This is a genomic window from Aurantibacter sp. UH7 (assembly GCF_056839165.1).
Window position 1 is genome coordinate 3574717 of sequence record NZ_CM166388.1, and the last position, 19725, is coordinate 3594441.

Annotated in this window: 18 protein-coding genes and 1 other RNA gene; 8 read left to right on the plus strand and 11 right to left on the minus strand. The window is 33.8% G+C overall.

From position 1 onward, the window contains the following. Complete coding sequence (gene rlmD / locus UH7x_RS15195) at nucleotides 1–1410, minus strand: 23S rRNA (uracil(1939)-C(5))-methyltransferase RlmD (RefSeq protein WP_482360770.1); 1410 nt, start codon at nucleotides 1408–1410, stop codon at nucleotides 1–3. A 175-nt stretch (nucleotides 1411–1585) separates the two neighbouring features. Further along, nucleotides 1586–2758, minus strand: coding sequence for a mechanosensitive ion channel (locus tag UH7x_RS15200; RefSeq protein ID WP_482360771.1), 1173 nt, complete (start codon nucleotides 2756–2758; stop codon nucleotides 1586–1588). Nucleotides 2759–3016: 258 nt separating this feature from the next. Here UH7x_RS15200 and rocD point away from each other — a divergent pair, with 258 nt between their 5' ends. Further along, nucleotides 3017–4261: an ornithine--oxo-acid transaminase gene (gene rocD / locus UH7x_RS15205; RefSeq protein WP_482360772.1), complete on the plus strand. Its 1245-nt coding sequence runs from the start codon at nucleotides 3017–3019 to the stop codon at nucleotides 4259–4261. A gap of 80 nt (nucleotides 4262–4341) precedes the next feature. Here the strand turns inward: rocD and UH7x_RS15210 are convergent, their stop codons facing one another. Both UH7x_RS15210 and UH7x_RS15215 read right to left on the minus strand, forming a co-directional pair. Then, nucleotides 4342–4674 (minus strand): CCC motif membrane protein, encoded by a 333-nt coding sequence (locus UH7x_RS15210; protein ID WP_482360773.1) that lies wholly within the window; start codon nucleotides 4672–4674, stop codon nucleotides 4342–4344. Nucleotides 4675–4679: 5 nt separating this feature from the next. Then, a complete protein-coding gene (locus UH7x_RS15215; protein ID WP_482360774.1) occupies nucleotides 4680–4997 on the minus strand; it encodes a DUF2752 domain-containing protein in 318 nt (105 codons plus the stop codon). 58 nt (nucleotides 4998–5055) lie between these two features. On the opposite strand from UH7x_RS15215, the gene UH7x_RS15220 reads away from it, so the two are divergent. Further along, nucleotides 5056–5604 (plus strand): Smr/MutS family protein, encoded by a 549-nt coding sequence (locus UH7x_RS15220; RefSeq protein WP_482360775.1) that lies wholly within the window; start codon nucleotides 5056–5058, stop codon nucleotides 5602–5604. 4 nt (nucleotides 5605–5608) lie between these two features. On the opposite strand, the gene UH7x_RS15225 is transcribed toward UH7x_RS15220, so the two are convergent. After that, nucleotides 5609–6112: a hypothetical protein gene (locus UH7x_RS15225; protein ID WP_482360776.1), complete on the minus strand. Its 504-nt coding sequence runs from the start codon at nucleotides 6110–6112 to the stop codon at nucleotides 5609–5611. A 102-nt stretch (nucleotides 6113–6214) separates the two neighbouring features. On the opposite strand from UH7x_RS15225, the gene UH7x_RS15230 reads away from it, so the two are divergent. Next, nucleotides 6215–7363: a cysteine desulfurase family protein gene (locus UH7x_RS15230; RefSeq protein ID WP_482360777.1), complete on the plus strand. Its 1149-nt coding sequence runs from the start codon at nucleotides 6215–6217 to the stop codon at nucleotides 7361–7363. A gap of 10 nt (nucleotides 7364–7373) precedes the next feature. Here UH7x_RS15230 and UH7x_RS15235 read toward each other — a convergent pair whose 3' ends face one another. The 3 genes from UH7x_RS15235 to UH7x_RS15245 are packed head-to-tail and all read right to left on the minus strand — an operon-like array spanning nucleotide 7374 to nucleotide 12231. Further along, nucleotides 7374–8042, minus strand: a complete 669-nt coding sequence (locus tag UH7x_RS15235; RefSeq protein ID WP_482360778.1) for a hypothetical protein — start codon at nucleotides 8040–8042, stop codon at nucleotides 7374–7376. A gap of 22 nt (nucleotides 8043–8064) precedes the next feature. Beyond that, nucleotides 8065–10479, minus strand: a complete 2415-nt coding sequence (locus UH7x_RS15240) for a carboxypeptidase-like regulatory domain-containing protein (RefSeq protein ID WP_482360779.1) — start codon at nucleotides 10477–10479, stop codon at nucleotides 8065–8067. Nucleotides 10480–10539: 60 nt separating this feature from the next. After that, entirely contained in the window at nucleotides 10540–12231 is a 1692-nt protein-coding gene (locus UH7x_RS15245) for a M23 family metallopeptidase (protein WP_482360780.1), read from the minus strand. Nucleotides 12232–12434: 203 nt separating this feature from the next. Here UH7x_RS15245 and UH7x_RS15250 point away from each other — a divergent pair, with 203 nt between their 5' ends. The 5 genes from UH7x_RS15250 (at nucleotide 12435) to UH7x_RS15270 (ending at nucleotide 15458) form a co-directional block, all read left to right on the plus strand. Further along, on the plus strand, nucleotides 12435–12725 hold the full coding sequence (locus tag UH7x_RS15250) for a hypothetical protein (RefSeq protein WP_482360781.1): 291 nt from the start codon (nucleotides 12435–12437) through the stop codon (nucleotides 12723–12725). A gap of 18 nt (nucleotides 12726–12743) precedes the next feature. Next, complete coding sequence (locus UH7x_RS15255) at nucleotides 12744–13040, plus strand: cell division protein ZapA (RefSeq protein WP_482360782.1); 297 nt, start codon at nucleotides 12744–12746, stop codon at nucleotides 13038–13040. Nucleotides 13041–13095: 55 nt separating this feature from the next. Next, nucleotides 13096–13206: non-coding RNA, 6S RNA (ssrS, locus tag UH7x_RS15260), on the plus strand. Nucleotides 13207–13332: 126 nt separating this feature from the next. Next, nucleotides 13333–14901 carry a ribonuclease Y gene (gene rny, locus UH7x_RS15265; RefSeq protein WP_482360783.1) on the plus strand — a complete coding sequence of 523 codons (1569 nt, stop codon included), beginning with the start codon at nucleotides 13333–13335 and terminating at the stop codon, nucleotides 14899–14901. A 137-nt stretch (nucleotides 14902–15038) separates the two neighbouring features. Next, nucleotides 15039–15458, plus strand: coding sequence for a CBS domain-containing protein (locus UH7x_RS15270; protein ID WP_482360784.1), 420 nt, complete (start codon nucleotides 15039–15041; stop codon nucleotides 15456–15458). A 111-nt stretch (nucleotides 15459–15569) separates the two neighbouring features. Here UH7x_RS15270 and UH7x_RS15275 read toward each other — a convergent pair whose 3' ends face one another. From UH7x_RS15275 to UH7x_RS15285, 3 genes are all read right to left on the minus strand, one after another. Then, nucleotides 15570–16841 (minus strand): adenylosuccinate synthase, encoded by a 1272-nt coding sequence (locus tag UH7x_RS15275; protein ID WP_482360785.1) that lies wholly within the window; start codon nucleotides 16839–16841, stop codon nucleotides 15570–15572. Between the two features lie 13 nt (nucleotides 16842–16854). Then, a complete protein-coding gene (locus tag UH7x_RS15280; RefSeq protein ID WP_482360786.1) occupies nucleotides 16855–17310 on the minus strand; it encodes a Fur family transcriptional regulator in 456 nt (151 codons plus the stop codon). Between the two features lie 115 nt (nucleotides 17311–17425). Then, nucleotides 17426–19630: a RelA/SpoT family protein gene (locus UH7x_RS15285; RefSeq protein ID WP_482360787.1), complete on the minus strand. Its 2205-nt coding sequence runs from the start codon at nucleotides 19628–19630 to the stop codon at nucleotides 17426–17428. Between the last annotated feature and the right edge of the window lie 95 nt (nucleotides 19631–19725).

Genomic DNA, 19725 nt, shown 5'->3' on the forward strand with positions numbered 1-19725 from the left:
TTATCGCTTTTCCAAAAGTACAACATTTTCAACATGGTGCGTTTGTGGAAACATGTCTACGGGTTGCACTTTTTTAATTACGTAGTCAGCATCCATTAATTGTAAATCTCTAGCCTGTGTAGCGCTATTACAACTAACATAAACTATTTTCTTGGGTGAAATATTTAAAATTTGTTGCACCACATCTTTGTGCATTCCGTCCCTTGGTGGATCCGTAATAATAACATCAGGTTTGCCATGAGTAGAAATAAAAACTTCGTTAAATACGTTTTTAATATCACCAACGAAGAAATCGGCATTATCAATTTCATTTCTAAGTGCATTTTCTTTTGCATCAATAATGGCTTCAGGAACAGCTTCTATTCCTATAACTTTTTTAACTTTTCTAGCAACAAACTGAGCTATAGTACCGGTCCCTGTATACAAATCGTAAACAAGCTCATTTTTAGATAACCCAGCAAAATCTCTCGTAATTTTATATAATTCATATGCCTGATTAGAATTGGTTTGATAGAATGATTTAGCATTTATCTTAAATCTCAATCCTTCCATTTCCTCAAAAATATGGTCTCGGCCAGCAAAGCATACTATTTCTTGGTCGTATATGGTATCATTTTGCTTTTGATTTACAACATATTGAAGTGACGTAATATCTTTAAAAGTCTTAGCCACATGATTTAATAATAATTCTCTTTTTTCCTTGTCATCTTCATAGAATTGAATCATTACCATAATTTCGCCTGTTGAGGAGGTGCGAATCATTAAAGTGCGTAACAGTCCATATTGGTTTCTCGGGTTAAAAAACGTAAGTCCGTTTTTCTCAGAAAAGTCTTTTATTTCATTTCTAATGGCATTGGATGGGTCTGCTTGCAAATGACATTTTTCGATATGCAGAATTTTATCCCACATGCCAGGAATATGAAAGCCAAGCGCATTTTTATCTTCAAATATGGTGTCAGATCGTAATTCTTCTAAAGTTAACCAACGGCTATCAGAAAATGAGAATTCCATCTTATTTCTATAAAAGTATTGCTCTTTAGAACCTAGTATTGGCAATACTTCAGGTAAATCTAGATGACCTATTCGTCTAAGGTTATTTTCAACCTCTTTTTGTTTGTAGAATAGTTGATGTTCATAGCCCATATCTTGCCATTTACAACCTCCGCAAACTCCAAAATGCTGACAAACTGGTTCAACTCTTTTATTAGAAAGTGTATGGAAATTTGTTGCAACGCCTTCAAAATAGGATTTGCGCTTCTTGGTAGTTTGTACATCAACTACATCACCCGGTACGGTATTACTTAAAAAAATAACCCTACCGTCCGGAGCTTTGCCTATAGTTTTACCTTTGGCTCCAGCATCGACAACTTCAACATTCTCAAAAACCTGACGTCTTCTCTTTTTTCGCATGGGTCAAAAATAAGAATAGTAAAGTATTCTAGGAGCTAAATTTAGAGGTGATACTATTAAAAAAAGTTAAATCTATTTTTCTAGGTGTGTAAAGAGAAAAGTATTTAATAGAAAAAGGCCCATCTTCCGACGAACCCTTTCCATACAAACAACCTAACCAAACTAATCTTATATTTTATTTTTGAGAATTGAATTTTTCTAAAATTCTTCCCATTTGCCTTCCAGCGGCTTCTCTACCACCCAGTCCGAAAGAAAGAGCAATCGTTACCGCTACTGTGCCTAGTGTAATACCGAAGGCCATATTTATTATTTCATCACCAATACCCATTGTTTTAAGTCCCATAGCTAAGAATATTGCTAATACACATATTCTTGCAATAGAGGCTATAAATTTATTATCATTTGTTTTAGCGATACTGTTTTGTGCTATTGTAGAAACCCAATTCCCTATAATTAGGATTATTAATCCGAATAAAATATTGCCAGAAATATTAATTATCGTATTTAGTATTTCAGTAAGTCTAACAAATTCTAGTTTTTCTATAGCAGTCATAATGCCAAATACCATAATAAAGAAAAAGCAAATATCTCCGATTACATTCGATAAGTGAACTTTTTCTGAAAGGCTACCAAGATTCATATTCTTTAATAACTGGTCTAATTTTAAAGTGTTTAGTAAGTCTTTTAATAATTGAGTTACGAATCTTCCACCAACTGCGAAGAATATGATAATAACCACCGCAACTAGAATTTTAGGTATTGCTGCGAAAAATTGTTCTAACATATTAGTTGCCGGCAATGAAATGGCATCCATATTTAATATGTTCAGGGCCGCAATTAATAGGGGTATAAAGATGAATATGAAAACTATTTTTTTAAGTATAGATACCAAATTCATATTTTCAGGCAACTTTAATTTCGGCACGAATTTTTGAATAGTATCGCCTGAAAGTCCTACTAATTCAGAAACTATAGTTGCCAACATATACCCTATATAAGCCACTAAGCCGGCACCTATAATATTTGGTATAAAGGTTAAAAAGCTATTTAGTAAATTCTTTACAGGGTCTAAAACGTTTGTCATGCCTAATTTTTCTAAAACCAACATAAAAACGAAGATCATAATAAGGAAATAAAGAAGCTTTCCAATAAATTTTGATAAGGTAATTTTATCTGTACCTAACTTATCGTCAACTTTAGTTCTTTTAATAAGCTTGGTTATTAATCTTTTTAGGAATCCCGCAACTATCCATCCAATAATTAGGATAGCGAGTGCAGCTAAGGTATTTGGAAGGTAACCTCCAATAGAATTAGATAAGCTGTCTGTAATATTTTGTAGAAATTCCATATAGTGAAATATAAAAATGGTTAGTGTCTATAGTTATGACACAGAATAAATGGATAAGTCACAATTTTTTTAATAAAGTTGATTTAGCAAGTGCCACTTAATCGAAATGTAATGGAAGTAAGAATGTCAATTGCCTAAGATTTATTAGATTTGTTGCTCTACAAGGATGATTTCTCTCCTACGCTGAATTTTCGAATCTTCGAAAGGAAAAAGGTATAGAAGGAATTACTGAAGTTTTATATTAAAGTAATTTACATCATGTCAATTTTAGAAAAAATGTCATCTACTGATGCGATAGCATTAGAAGAAAAGTACGGAGCACACAATTACCATCCCTTACCAGTAGTCTTAAATAGGGGTGAAGGAGTATTTGTTTGGGATTTGGAGGATAGAAAATATTATGATTTTCTTTCAGCTTATTCCGCAATTAATCAAGGGCATTGCCATCCAAAAATTGTGGATGCGTTAATTAATCAATCTAAAAAATTGACCTTGACATCGAGAGCATTTCATAATGATATGCTTGGTAAGTATGAGGAATATGCTTGTAAAATCTTTGGATTTGATAAGTTATTGCCAATGAACACTGGTGCAGAAGCAGTTGAGACCGCTTTAAAAGTATGCAGAAAATGGGCATATGAGAAAAAGGGTATTGCTGAAAACAAAGCACAGATTGTAGTTTGTGAAAATAATTTTCATGGGCGTACCACTACTATCATTTCATTTTCCAATGATCCTGTTGCTCGTGAAAATTTCGGACCTTTTACCGATGGGTTTATCAAAATTGAATACAATAATCTTAAAGCATTAGAAACCGCATTAGAAAACAATTCTAATATAGCTGGATTTTTGGTTGAGCCAATACAAGGTGAGGCCGGTGTTTACGTACCATCTGAGAACTATTTGACAAATGCAAAGGCGTTGTGCGAAAAACATAATGTACTTTTTATCGCCGATGAAGTTCAAACAGGTATTGCTAGAACAGGTAAAATGCTTGCGGTTGATCATGAAAATGTAAAACCAGATATTCTTATTTTAGGTAAGGCATTATCGGGTGGTGTTTATCCGGTTTCTGCTGTCTTAGCAAATAATGAGATAATGGATGTAATTAATCCTGGAAATCATGGTAGTACTTTTGGTGGAAATCCTATTGCTGCGGCAGTAGCAATGGCTGCATTAAAAGTGATTGAAGATGAGCAATTAGCTCAGAATGCACTAGAACTTGGTGAGTTATTTAGAAATGAAATGAATGCGTTTATTTCAAATTCAACAATTGTTAAAAAGGTACGTGGTAAAGGTTTACTTAATGCTATTTTAATAAATGATACTGAGGAAAGTTCTACAGCTTGGGATATTTGTATGGCTCTGAAAGAAAATGGACTGCTAGCAAAACCAACACATGGTAATATTATTCGATTTGCCCCACCGTTAGTAATGAATAAGGAGCAATTGTTAGATTGTGTTTCAATTATTACAAACACTTTAGTGCAGTTTGAGAAGTAAATAAAATAAAGCCAGCCTTTTATTTTAAAGGGCTGGCTATTATCTTAACATTATGTATTGATTTATAGTTAAGGATCTAATTATTCACCCAACATTTCTTCAATTTTTTCTTGCATTAATTCTTGATCCTGTAATGCATCTATACCAAAAGTAGATACAGCCCATACAGACATGAGTAAATAAATCGCACTAAGTGCAATTCCGATGTATGCTAAAACTTTACCAGTTTTTACATTTCCAAAATCAGTATACATTTCAGGGTTTTGATTGTATAAAGCTGTTGCTTTGTTAGCCATTACAACGGCGATAATTCCGAAGATAAGGCCAAGTACGCCATAACAGCAGCAAGTGACAATCGAAAGAATTCCGAATACAAGAATAAGTGTAGCATTAGGTAGTTTTTGTTGTTCCATAGTTTTTAGTGGATTAGGTTATTCATTTTTAATATATAATTTATTAGAATAGTAGCTCCGGTTACAACGCCAAGGAATATTTTTATCTGTGTCTCGAAGCGAAATTTTATAAATTGACTGGCTATTACAAAGAAAACAAGAGCAACCAAGCCATAAATAGCCGGGTACATATCAAAGGCAGCGCCAAATTCGCCTTTAACAAGATGAACAGCAGAACGTTGCATACCACAACCTGGGCAATCGATTCCAAAAAGTTCCTTATTCATGCAAGGGAGCATAAAATCTTCAATAGAAACTAAAAGCGGTACTAACGGTATTTTCATCTTAACATTAATTGCAAGCTGAAAATTAGCATTATTTTTGATAAAATATACTACAAACATGACTGTTTTTCAATTGGGTGATAAGGTTGAAGTGTTAGATGATACTATTTCTGGGGTGGTTATTGCTATTAATGGAAGTGATATAGAAATTGAATCTAATGAGGGTTTTGAAATGACTTTTTCTGCTAAAGAATTGGTAAAAGTTGTAAAAAATGACGCTATGCGAATTAGTAGTTCAGATATTTCTAGGGCTAAAGCCGAAAAAGAATTGCCTAAAAAGAGAAAAGCACAAGTAATGAGTAAGAAGGAACGAAATGCTCCAAAAATGGAAGTAGACCTTCACATTAATCAATTGGTTAAATCACCTAAAGGCATGTCTAATTTTGATATGTTGAATATTCAATTAGAAACGGCCAAGCGGCAATTAGATTTTGCAATTCGTAACCGCATTCAAAAAATAGTATTTATACATGGTGTAGGTGAGGGGGTTCTAAAAGAAGAGTTGTATACTATGTTTCGCAGATATGAGAATTTAAAATACTACGATGCAGAATATAAGAAATATGGTACAGGAGCAACGGAAGTATACTTATATCAGAATTCTTAGCGGATTATTCTGATTTTATAGTCGTAAATGTTCCGAAATCGTTAATAGTTAGGTCAGTTATTCGGCTATCAGACTCAGTTTCAAAAGTAACATCTGTTAGTTGCAATGTATGCTCAAACGTAATTGAGTCGATTTCTATAGTATTAATTAACACCTTGCCATTTATTGCTACAATTTCACTAATCGCTTGAGGATCTGTAACGGGAACGTCATTACAGAAATATGTTTTGCTTACTGTTCCGGAAAACAAGCGATAGGTTAGGGTTGAGCCTGAACCTATTGTACTTTCTATTTCCTCAACAGATGCTTCATTTAATAGTTTTCCATCTTCCAACTCTAAAATTAAAGACTCATCATCATTAATTTTGAAGAATAAATTGGTGTCAATAGATCCCGTCTCACAAGTCTCAATGTCATAACTGTCAAAGTCAATGGTTTCAATCTCTATATCACCATCATCACAAGATAGAATTAAAAAAAGTAGACCAAGAAAAAGGGTTTTTTGCATGCTCCAAATTTAATGAACTTCTAGCTTTGTTTTAACGCGTTTTGGGGAGAAATTAACGTTAATTAAATTATTTTTGCATGATTAATATAGTACAGTAGACAAATGGACAAAGTTTATTTAGATAACGCCGCAACTACCTGTGTAAGACCAGAGGTAATTGAAAAGATGCAAAAAGCACTTGCTGAATGCTATGGAAACCCTTCATCAACACACAGTTTTGGTCGAACGGCAAAAACGGCCATAGAAACCGCTAGAAAGACGATTGCAAAGTATTTAAATGCGCATCCTTCTGAAATAATTTTCACATCTGGAGGAACGGAGGCTGATAATATGATTTTACGTTGTGCAGTACGAGATTTAGAAGTGAAAACTATAATAACTACTAAAATTGAGCATCATGCAGTTTTACATACCGTTGAAGATTTAGAGAAAGAGGGCAAAATCACGGTGCATTATGTTGATTTAGATGAATACGGTAATCCAGATTTAGAACATTTAAAATCCTTATTGCTGCAAGATGACTCAAAAAAGTTGGTGAGTTTAATGCACGTAAATAATGAAATAGGAAATAAAATTGATATTGATGCAGTATGTGCATTATGTAAAGAAAATAGTGCGTTAATACATTCTGATACAGTACAATCTATTGGTCATTATACTTGGGATGTTCAAAATACGCCTATAGATTTCATGACTGCTGCTGCACATAAATTTCATGGTCCTAAAGGAATAGGATTTGCGTATTTACGAAGAAATAGTGGTCTAAAGCCCATGATTTCCGGCGGTTCACAAGAACGTGGCTTTAGAGCAGGTACAGAATCGTATCATAATATAATAGGACTAGAAGAAGCATTTGTGCAATCTTATGATAATCTAGCCTTTGAAAGTTCGAAGGTTTTAGCCTTGAAAAACCATTTTATCAAACGATTAAAGGAAGAAATACCAGGAGTGAAATTCAATGGACATTCTGCGGATAGTGCAAATAGTACTTATACACTTGTAAACGTTAATTTGCCGGTCACTCCAGAAAAAGCATTAATGCTTTTGTTTAATCTAGACGTAAAAGGAATTGCCTGCTCAAAAGGGAGCGCTTGTCAATCTGGAAGTAACTTGGGTTCACATGTTTTAAATGAAGTGCTAACTGATAAAGAATTACAAAAGCCATCCATTCGCTTTTCATTTTCAATTTATAATACTAAAGAAGAATTAGATTATACAGTTTCTGTTTTAAAGGAATTTGTAGCACAATAACTGTTACAAATTATCTATTAGCTTCTTCGCGTTTTTTTCTGTCTTTTTTGCGTTCTCTATCGTAGGGAAATTTTCTTGCGGCCTGTTTCATCATCTGATCAATAAGATCCATCGTATTTTTACCAGTTTTCTTATTTATTTTCTTTTCGTATTTCCAAAGTAGTTTTCCGGTTTTGCCATCACTTATTTTTATGCCAATCCTTCCGTAGTCAGACGCTCCTGAAAAATAATCTAGAATACTAAAATCTGTCGGTATTCCTTCAGATAATAAAATAGTAAGGTCGATATTCCCACTTATTACGCCATCAACACCTAACATTTCTGATAGTTGTTTTGTCGTATAAATGTCCATATTTTCATAGTCAACTTTATTCTGTGCTAATATGGCTTTAGTATCTTTAGCATTTTGAAAGTCAACTACAAATTTTTTCTTTTCTCTTCTTTTAGAAAAATATGTTTCTAAAGCGTTTTGTACGGCATAACCTTCTCTTTCTTCTAATGCATTCAACTCTTGTTTAGAGAGTTTTTCGTCTAAGTCGAGATTGGTAAGGAAAGGTAAAATGGCTAAGGTTTGCTGCTCTTCAGCTAATTCATCAAATTTATTATTCTCATAAATATTCTTTTGCGCCTTAATTGCAAAAGTTACCATTAGCAATAATGGAAAAATTAATTTTTTCATGAGACTTATTTTGTTATACATTTTAAAAGCGCATTTTCAATCTTAAATTTAATACTCTACTGGTCATATAATTCGGAATAGCATATTCATTTTTACTATCTACATCGCGCACCCAAGTATTGGTAATTGAATTTTGATTGTTAAACATATTGAATATTTCAATTCCCATGCTAAGGTCTTTAATTTTATTCAACCAATGCTTTTTTGGATAATTTTTATCAGCGTCTACAAAAATATATGAAATTCCTAAATCAGCGCGTTTGTAATCATTTAATCTATTCTGAAAAATATAAGGATCAGCATAACTTGGAGACCCGCCAGGTACGCCGGTATTGTAAACTAAGTTTAAGTACATTTTTAAATTCGGAATGTTAGGAATATAGTCTTGAAACAAAAGTGCAACTTTTAGACGTTGGTCTGTAGGTCTAGCAATAAAACCTTTTGAATCAATATTTTCTTCTGTCTGTAAATATCCAATACTTACCCAAGATTCTGTGCCAGGTACAAATGCACCATTCATTCTAAGTTCTGCACCGTATACATAGCCAATAGTGTTATTGTTTGCGCTATACCGAATACGTACATCGTCTAATGTGTAAGAATTTACATTATTCAAGTCTTTATAGTAAAGTTCACCGGTAAGATTAAAAGGGCGTTCCCACAGTAAAAAACTATATTCTGTTCCTAGTACTGCGTGAATTGCATTTTGCGCCGCTACATCAGATTGTATAGTTCCTGTATTATCACGCAGTTCACGGTAGAATGGCGGTTGATGATATAGGCCGCCTGATAATCGAAAAATTATGTCTTTTTCCCAATTGGGTTTTAATGCAAATTGCGCTCTTGGACTAACAACACTCTGTCTAACTTTAGGTATATCTTTGCCACTTACCGTCCAGAGATGTCCTCTTATACCAAGGTTATAGTAAATATCTGTCTCTCCATATTGGTCTCTTTCACTAATTTGAGCAAAAGCTGTAAACCTATTTGTTTTAACAAAATTGGTTGCATACAAACTAGTGTAAGGAACAAGTTCTTCATCAAAAGATTCATACGGTTCGTCATTCGCAAACTCCGTTATTGGAGGGCGAATACTAAAACCAATAGAATCGATAAATTCAGATTCTCTTAATTGGTCTCGAATATCTTCATGTGTAAATTTAGTTCCCCATTCTAGTTTTGTATCATTATTTCGGTAAATACCTTTGTGTTGTAAATTGAAAATAAGCGCATCGAGGTCATTTCTAGTTCGATTAAATTGTGATCCTAGTCCTCTAGATGCTACAGGGTCTCCTAAGAAATTTTCGTTTAAACTAGTGTCTACACCACTCAGTTCATACGTAGCAATTATATCTGAGTATTCTTCTTCTGTAGTATGGTATAAAGACGAAATTAATTTAAGATCTAGTCTGTCATTTAAATGATAAGTACCTTTTAAGGCGCCAAATACAGTGCTATATCTATTATTTTCATTGCCTTGATAAAATACAGAAAGTGTTCTAGGTTGATTTAAAGTTCCAAAAGTTGTTTCTCTATTTAAAGGTTCGTTTTGATAGTCATTAACAGAAATGTTACCCAAAAATCCTAAATCGAACTTGTTCGAAAAGCGATAGGTTGAGTAACTCTGTAAATCAACAAAAACCGGATTGAAATTTGTTTTGGTTTGTTGGCTGTTAACCAAAAGGCTATTGTTTCTGTAGCGCATACCGGTAATATTTCCGAATTTTTTATTTTTAGAAAGTGTTTCTATAGCGGCGCTAGCCCCCAAAAAACTGAGGTCTAATTGTACTTCAAAATTAGTTGGATTTTTATATGTGATATCTAGAACAGAAGATAATTTATCTCCATATTTAGCTTGAAAACCTCCAGGCGAAAATTTTACATTTTGTGTTAGGTTACTATTCACGAAACTCAAACCTTCTTGTTGTGCAGCACGAATTAAAAATGGGCGATACACCTCAATTTCATTTATATAAACTAAATTTTCATCATAATTACCTCCTCTAACAGAGTACTGTGTACTAAGCTCATTATTAGAAGAAACACCAGGTAGTAATTTTAAAATATTCTCAACACCTGCATTTGCACCTGGAATTCGACGGACTAGATTTGGGGGTACAGTCGTAACACCTTCTACATTTTTCTCTCCAGTAGGGGTAACCGTTACACCGTCTACCTGAATAGCATCAGCTTTCATGATTGGATTGAATTCAAAAATCTCATTCGTATTTAGAATAAGATTTTCAACCATAATATTTTTTAATCCTAAAAATGAAAAAGTAATTGATGTTTCTTTGTCCGCTATTAATTTTAGTAGGTAAAAACCATTTTCATCTGTAAAAGTGCCACCACCGGTAGTTTTAATATTTACTTTGGCAATAGGTTCATTTTTTTCATTGAGAACAACCCCTGTTATAGAAGCAGTTTGTCCAATCATTTGTATTGATTGAAAAAAGAGAAGGATAATTAAAATGGTTTTTAAACACTTCAAACCGTTTTATTTTCTGTAGAATGTACTCGTAAAGGTAGACGTATTTCCTACATTGTCAGTTACTTCAACTTTTAGAATGCAATCTTTTTTATCAAGAATTTTATCATCAAAATTGTAAGTAAGAGTACTTTTTTTGGGTTCGTATTCCATTAAAATCCATTCTCCATTCAAAGTTGCAGAATAAGTATTTATGCCGCTTAGGTCATCTGAAATACGTAATCTAAGATAACTGTAATTGTTTAACCATTGCTTTTCTTTAAAATTTGAAGCCTTAATTTTTGGCGCTTCGGTATCTTTAGCCAAAGTGTAAGTGCCTAAATTTCTAGTACGCGTAGTAAATGTTTCTCCTCTTTTATAAGTTGATGCATAACTGGGTTTGTTATTCTTACCTAAACGGGCAATAAAAAGTTGTTTGCGTTCTTGATCAGAATATTTTGTAACGTCAAAAGTTATAGTAAAATTTCTATGTGCTGCCACACGACTGTTATGTATTGTAACTGTATCTTTTCCTTTTTTTAAGTCGATATAAAAATTATCGTAAAAAGTATTGGTTGGAAAATATACGTTTGCTGCACCTAAATCGAAATTGTTTGGCTTTTTAGCTACGATGTAGTTTTCTGTCTTTTCAGCTTTTTTGATATTTTTCAAAACTTCTTTTTTACCATGTACAGGTATAATTGCCTTTACTTTGTTTCCTTCAAAATCTTTGAGTAAAACTTCAACATTGTAATCTAACCCTTCCTTAATAACAATTTTACCATTGTTATGTAATTGATTATAAATACTTAGCTTATTACTAGGTGTCTTAAAAAGCTTTTGAATTTTTTGGCGATACTTTCCGTAATAGTCGTAATCAATTAAGGTATTGATGTATCTAGATTCTGTAAAAGAGAAAGTTTCAAAGTCGTATTCAGAATAGATTTTTCCATTTACAATTTGTGTAGCAGCGTACAATCCATTTTTGTTAGCAGCTAAATCTTGTCTGTCAAAAGCTACCATTCCAAATCCAATTGTACCTATTGCCGTAACGTCATCCGCTTTAAAAGTGCCATCTTTTTGTCTTTTAAAGTTTATCGCTGTTCTAGTATTGCCTTGGTTTATTTGTGAATCTTCTGATAGGGGGTAACCAAAAAGTTTCACTAAACTAGGGTTTGTGGCATCAAGTACTTCTAGACCATAAAAAAGCGGATTTGTAGGTTTTTCACTAACACTACTCCTAATTTCGAAATGTAAGTGAGGTCCGGAAGAGCTACCAGTATTTCCGCCGTAGGCGATAACTTGGCCTTTCTCAATTTTCACTTCGCCAAAATCTGGAAAAACTTCAACCTCGTAGGATCTTTTTTTATACTGTGCTTTTTTAATATATTCTTCTATTTCAGGTGAAAATTTTTGCAAATGGCCATAAACTGAAGTATAACCATTAGGGTGAGCAATGTAAATTACTTTGCCATAACCCCAATGTGCAATTTTAATTCGTGTTACGGTACCATCACCAATTGCATATATTGGCAAGCCTTGCCTTTGTTGGGTTTTAATATCGATACCAGAATGAAAATGATTTGACCTTAGTTCGCCAAACGAACCGGCCAGAATTAACGGTATATCCATAGGAGACCTAAAGGCATCCTTGGGATATTTATCTTGTGCAAAAACAACAGTACACAATAAAAATAGTAAACCAAATGTGGCTTTTCTCATAATTAAGATCAAGGTAAAGCGAAGGTAATTAAACACATCGACTTCAAAAAAAGTCGCTCAAAATAATTTTTCGCCCATGTTTTTAACGAAAAATACCTAAACCTGTTGCCTAGTTAAAGTATTACTTTAAGAAAATTTGTAAAAAGCATTGCTAAATCGTAAGATGTATGTTAACTTTGTGTATAACGCATTGAGTTTAGTAAATGAGCGAATTGGTCAAAATTGTTGACTCACTGGAGAACAAGATTAGTAAATTGTTACATAAGCTAGAGCTTTTAAATCAGGCTAATAGTAAGTTGGAACATGAGCTAAACTCCATTAAAAATAATCACCAAAGTGTGCAAAACTCTGTCTCTGAATGGGAAGAGAAGTACAAATCGCTGGTGTTAGCAAACTCAATGCTAGGCAGTAATACAAATAAAACAGAAGCTAAGCTTAAAATAAATACACTGATTCGAGAATTGGATCATTGCATTGCCCAACTGGCTGAATAATAAATAGTTAATATAATAATGGCGGAAAAGCTAAAAATAAAGCTTTCGATTGCAGATAGAGTATACCCTCTAACGATTGACCCAAGTCAAGAAGAAGGTTTACGCAAAGCCGCTAAAAATATTGAACAGTTGGCAAAAAAGTTTGAACAAAATTATGCCGTTCGAGATAAGCAAGATGTGTTAGCCATGTGCGCACTTCAATTTGCCTCTAAAATAGAACAGCGTGGTATTGATAGTTCATCGGGTACACAAGAAGCGATAGATCGCTTATCCGCACTTGATGATTTGGTAAGTTCAAAGCTTGGTTTAAAATAAATACGTTCTTTAAAATACATTAGTTACTGCCCACATTGGTAATATCTTTTGACAAACTCAACATTAATTTTGTTTAAAAAGGGTGAGTTTAAGTTGTAAAAGCAGGCCTTACTTGTATAAGGATTCTTGATCAGCTTGGTAGCCCTAAACCTGTTTACTGGAGTTTGTACAAAACTTCTCCAATGTGGGCTTTTTTTTACGCAAAACTTATGGTTTTGCTAATACGACTAAGAGGTCGTGTATCAGAATCAAAACTTTAGACAATTCTAAAGCAGTACTTAAATCTAATCATATGGATAATATCACAATAGCGGTTGCGGCCGTTGTAGGCCTAGCAGTAGGTTTTATAATAGCAAAGGTTATGGAAAAAGGCAAAGCCTCCAAGACTATTGCTAATGCAAAGAATGATGCAAATAGCATTTTAAAAGACGCAAAATTAGAAGCGGAGAGTATTAAAAAGGACAAGATTTTTCAGGCAAAAGAAAAATTTCTTGAACTAAAGGCTGAACATGAAAAAGTTATAAATAATAAGGATAAGAAGATAAATGAAGCTGAAAAACGCACGCGAGATAAAGAATCTCAAATTAGCAGTGAGCTAGCGAAAAGTAAAAAATTGAATGATCAACTGGGCCATAAACTTAAGGAAGTTGAGCATAAAAATGATTTTTTAGGTAAGAAGCAGACTGAGCTAGAAAAATTGCACTCAAGTAAAGTACAACAATTAGAAGTTATATCTGGTTTATCGGCCGATGACGCAAAAGGGCAGTTAATGGAGTCGTTGAAAGAAACGGCGAAAACAGAGGCAATGGCGTTCATTCAAACTACAGTCGAAGAAGCAAAGCTTACGGCACAGCAAGAAGCTAGAAAAATTGTTATTAATACCATACAAAGAGTTGGAACAGAAGAGGCAGTAGAAAATTGTGTTTCTGTTTTTAATATTGAATCAGACGACGTTAAGGGTAGAATTATTGGTAGAGAAGGGCGTAACATTAGAGCCTTAGAATCTGCTACGGGAGTAGAAATTATTGTGGATGATACGCCGGAGGCAATTATTCTTTCTTGTTTCGACTCTGTTCGAAGAGAGGTAGCTCGTTTGTCTTTGCATAAGTTAGTTACAGATGGTAGAATACATCCTGCAAGAATTGAAGAGATTGTAAAAAAGACAGAAAAGCAAATTGAACAAGAAATAGTTGAGGTTGGTAAGCGTGCAATTATTGATTTGGGAATTCACGGTTTACATCCCGAATTGGTACGTGCAGTAGGTAGAATGAAGTATCGTTCGTCTTACGGACAGAACCTATTACAACACTCAAGAGAAGTTTCTAAGTTGTGTGGAATTATGGCTGCGGAACTAGGGTTGAATCCAAAAATAGCTAAGCGTGCGGGACTCTTACATGATATTGGTAAGGTTCCTAATACTGAAGCGGAAATTGAAACGCCACATGCAATACTCGGAATGCAATGGGCGGAGAAGTATGGTGAAAAAGCAGATGTATGTAATGCCATAGGTGCGCACCACGACGAGATTGAAATGACAAACTTAATTTCTCCTATAGTACAAGTTTGTGATGCGATTAGTGGAGCAAGGCCAGGTGCAAGAAGACAAGTTCTAGATTCGTATATACAACGTTTAAAAGATTTAGAAGAAGTGGCCTTTGGCTTTCCTGGCGTTCAAAAAGCTTATGCTATACAAGCAGGTAGAGAACTTAGGGTTATAGTTGAAAGTGAAAAAGTAACTGATGAAAAAGCTTCACAATTATCTTTTGAAATTTCACAAAAAATACAAACGGATATGACGTATCCAGGACAAGTGAAAGTAACGGTTATTCGCGAAACGCGTGCTGTGAATGTCGCGAGGTAAATAAAGTAATACAACATTTTTTAGCGGGGCTTTATAGCCCCGCTTTTTTTTTGAGTATTACAATTTTGTATGATTATTATCATGATTTAGGTGCATTTTTGTTTGTAGTTTTAAGTATAATTTAAAATTATATCGACATGAAAAAACGTACACCAATTTCTGAGATTATGACTAAGAATGTCATAACGTTAAATACAACTGATGATTTGGATACTGCAGAACGCTTATTTAAAAAGAATAAGATTAGGCATATTCCTGTAGTCTCGGGAAAAGAAGTCATTGGAATGTTGAGTCTTACAGATTTACTACGCATAAGTTTCGCTGATGCAGCAGATGAAGAAGACGAGTCTGTAGAGACGATTGTTTACAATATGTTTACAATTGAACAGGTTATGGCTAAGAATTTAATTAGTGTGCCATCTACAGCAACAGTTAAAGAAGTTGCTCATATATTATCCAAAAGAGAATTTCATGCAATTCCTGTAATTGATAATGGAGAAATAAGTGGTATTGTTACCACTACCGATTTAATTAATTATCTAATAGAACAGTTTTAAAAGTATTATTGTTTCTCAGCTAGACTATGCGGAACATCAGTAATGCATTAAAATAAAATAGCCCTTTATTTATATTTAAATAAAGGGCTTTTAATAAAATTTGTAGAGATTTTATCTATGAATTGTTTGAGTTCTATCCGGTCCGACAGAAACTATTTTAATTGGCACTTCCAATTCTTTTTCTAAGAAATCGATATAAGAATTAAGAGTCGCTGGCAATTCATTATCAGAACTCATTTTAGTTAAGTCATCTTCCCAGCCTTTAACTTCTGTAAAGATTGGAGTTACATTTTCGGGCTCTATATTATAAGGTAAATGTGAAATTTCTTTTCCTTGATAATTATAAGAAGTACATATTTTCAATGTTTTGAATCCACTTAGAACATCACCTTTCATCATCATAAGGTCAGTAACGCCATTAACTTGAACGGCATATTTTAGTGCAACTAAATCTAACCATCCACATCTTCTTGGACGACCAGTGGTTGCTCCGAATTCATTACCAACTTTAGCCATTATTTTACCGTCTTCATCAAAAAGTTCGGTAGGGAATGGACCACTACCCACACGGGTAGTATAAGCCTTGAAAATTCCAAATACTTTTCCAATTTTATTAGGAGGAACTCCTAAGCCAGTACAAGCACCAGCGGCAGTTGTATTTGATGAAGTAACAAATGGGTAAGTTCCAAAATCTATATCAAGTAAAGAACCTTGAGCTCCTTCTGCTAATATTTTTTTTCCTTCACGTTGTGCTTGGTGTAGGTATTCTTCACTATCAATAAAAGTTAGTTTTTTAAGCTCTTCTACACCTTCGTAAAATTCAACTTCTAAATCTTTTAGGTCATATTCTAGATCAACATTATAATAGTCAATCATACTTTCGTGCTTATCAGCTAAAGCTCTGTACTTGTCTTTCCAGTTATCAAGTTCAAGATCGCCAACACGCATACCATTTCTGCCTGTTTTATCCATATAAGTTGGACCAATACCTTTTAAGGTAGAACCAATCTTAGCTTTGCCTTTAGAAGCTTCAGAAGCAGCATCAAGCAAACGATGTGTTGGCAAAATTAAATGTGCTTTTCTTGATATGAAAAGTTTCGATTTAATATCTAGATTAAACTTTTTTAAGTTGTCTAGTTCTTTCTTAAATATTACAGGATCAATAACGACTCCGTTACCTACAATGTTTATCGCGTTATCGTGAAAAATACCAGATGGAATAGTATGTAAAACATGCTTAATTCCGTCGAATTCTAGGGTATGTCCAGCATTAGGACCGCCTTGAAAACGGGCAATGATATCATAATTCTTAGTAAGTACGTCAACAATTTTTCCTTTTCCTTCGTCGCCCCATTGGAGGCCTAACAGTAGATCTACCGCCATGTATTAAATGCAATTATTGGTTAGTGGATTTTTCTTTATTTTTTGTGCCGTAAAAATAGAGCGAGTGGTTATTGATTTTTATATCGAAAACTTCTTCTATTGTTTTTTTTATGGATTGTATTCTTGGATCGCAAAACTCCATTACTTCACCAGTATCCGTTAGGATAACATGGTCATGTTGTCTGTCAAAATATGATTTTTCATATTGCGCTTGATTCTTGCCAAACTGATGTTTGCGTACTAATTTGCAATCAAGTAAAAGTTCTATGGTATTATAAAGGGTAGCGCGACTAACCCTATAATTTTTATTCTTCATTTTAATATACAAAGACTCAATATCAAAATGATCGTCGCTTTCGTAAATTTCTTGAAGTATAGCGTATCGTTCGGGAGTTTTTCTATGTCCGTTTTCTCCTAGAAAGGAGGTGAATACACTTTTTACAATTTCTTGATTTTTGTTTTTCGCCATGATAGTACAAATACTGCCAAAGATGTAAATGTACGGCTATATTTCAATATAGATTAGGGAGGGCATATGAAAGTTTTCAACGTAAAATTGTATAATTTATAGGGTTTACCTAAAACTAGAGCCTTCGCACCTTATCGATACCGTTAATATCTTTCAATTTCTCAGTAAGAATTTTAATCATGGCTTTGTTTTTAACCACAACAGTTATTTTACCTGTAAAGGTTCCACCATCTGTACTAAAATTTAAATTACGCATATTTACATGCAAATTGTCGGAGATTACTTCGGTAATCTCACTAACAAGTCCAAGATTATCGATACCTGTTAATTGTATTACAGCTTTGAATTCTTCTTGTGATGAGTCAATCCAACGTGCATTAATTATACGATATGCGTAATGTGCTTGTAAAGAAATGGCATTAGGACAATTTTTGCTGTGTACTTTTATTCCTTCGTTCACACTTATAAATCCAAATACATTATCTCCTGGTATTGGGTTACAGCATTTAGATAAAGTATATTCTAATTTTTCTTCCTCCTTACCAAAAACTAACATATCATATTTAGAGGTAATTTCCTCCTTGTCAATGTTTTCTTGTACAGGGCTTCTTCGCATTTTATTTTTGAAGAAACTAATAAATGCATTGTTATATGATGACGCGAAATCTTTAATCATTTGATTGTCAATAACTCCAATGCCTATGCGGTAGAAAAGATCAAGACTAGTACTTAACTTAAAATGGGCTACCATTTTATTTATTGAATCTTCATTCAATTTTATTTTTTGAGACTTTAATTTTCTCCGCAGTGTTTCTTTTCCTTCTAGGGAAATAGATTTTTTCTCTTCTCGTAAGGAAGATTTTATTTTTGCCCGTGCTCTGGCAGATGTTGCATAATCTAACCAGTTCTGATTTGGTTTCGCCTGATCAGAGGTCATAATTTCTACTTGATCTCCACTATTAAGCGTGGTATTTAATGGTACAAGTTTTCCATTAACTTTTGCACCTCTAGTTCTGAGACCAACTTCGGTATGTACATTAAAAGCAAAATCTAAAGGAGTAGCTCCTTTAGGCAAAGATTTTAGTTCCCCTTTTGGAGTAAAAACAAATATTTCTTTAGAATACAGGTTCAATTTAAATTCTTCAACAAAATCTACAGCATTCGTATTTGAGCTTTCAAGAGCCTCTTGTAATTTATTCAGCCAGATTTCTATGCCTTTTTCTCCTTGGTCTCCATGTTTATATTTAAAATGTGCTGCGTAACCTTTTTCAGCAATTTCGTGCATTCGTTCACTTCGAATTTGAACTTCAACCCAACGCCCTTTGGGTCCCATTACAGTTATATGAAGCGCTTCATAACCTGTAGATTTTGGTGATGATATCCAATCTCTTAAACGAACAGGGTTCGGAGTGAAGTGGTCAGTAACAATAGAATAGATTTTCCAAGCAATAAATTTTTCATTCCGAGAATCTGCTTTATAAATAATTCGAATAGCAAATTTGTCATAAATCTCATTGAAGTTGACATTTTGCGCTTTCATTTTTCTCCGAATGGAAAAAATTGATTTCATTCGGCCTTTGATGTAATAGTTGAGTTTTTCCTTTTTTAATGAATCGTCAATTATTCCCGAAAATGCATCAATATATGCCTGTTGTTCTTCTTTAGATTCTTCAATTTTACTTGCAATATCTGTATATACATCAGGCTCCGTGTATTTTAAACTTAGGTCTTCAAGTTCTGTCTTAATATTATAAAGTCCGATTCTATGCGCTAGCGGTGCATAGATATAGAGCGTCTCCGAAGCCATTTGAACTTGCTTATGTTCAGGCATGGCATCCATGGTAAGCATGTTATGATATCGGTCTGCGATTTTAATGATAATTACCCGAACATCATCGTTCAAAGTAAGCAACATTTTTCTGAAGTTTTCTGCTTGTTGTGAGGTGCTTGTATCCTTTTTTAGGTGGGCTATTTTGGTTAATCCATCAACTATTCTGGCAATGGTTTCACCAAACATTCTTTCGATATCGTCAAGCGTATATTCGGTGTCTTCAACAACATCATGCAATAGCGCAGAAGCAATAGAAGTTGCATCCAATCCAATTTCTGAAGCTACAATTTTAGCAACAGCAATAGGGTGAAACACATAAGCTTCGCCTGATTTTCTGCGTTGATTTTTGTGTCCATCAACGGCAACTTCAAATGCAGAGCGTATCAGCTTTTTATCATCTTCAGAAAGCGTCTGATAGCTGATGCCCAACAATTCTTTGTATTGCTTGGCAATTTCTTTATTCTCTTGTTCTATAGCGGTTTGCGTCATACTATATTAAAAATACGCCGATCTTTGATAGTACACAACAAAAATTACATCTACTGTAATTTAATACGATAAAAGTTAATCTGGTATGTTGAAGC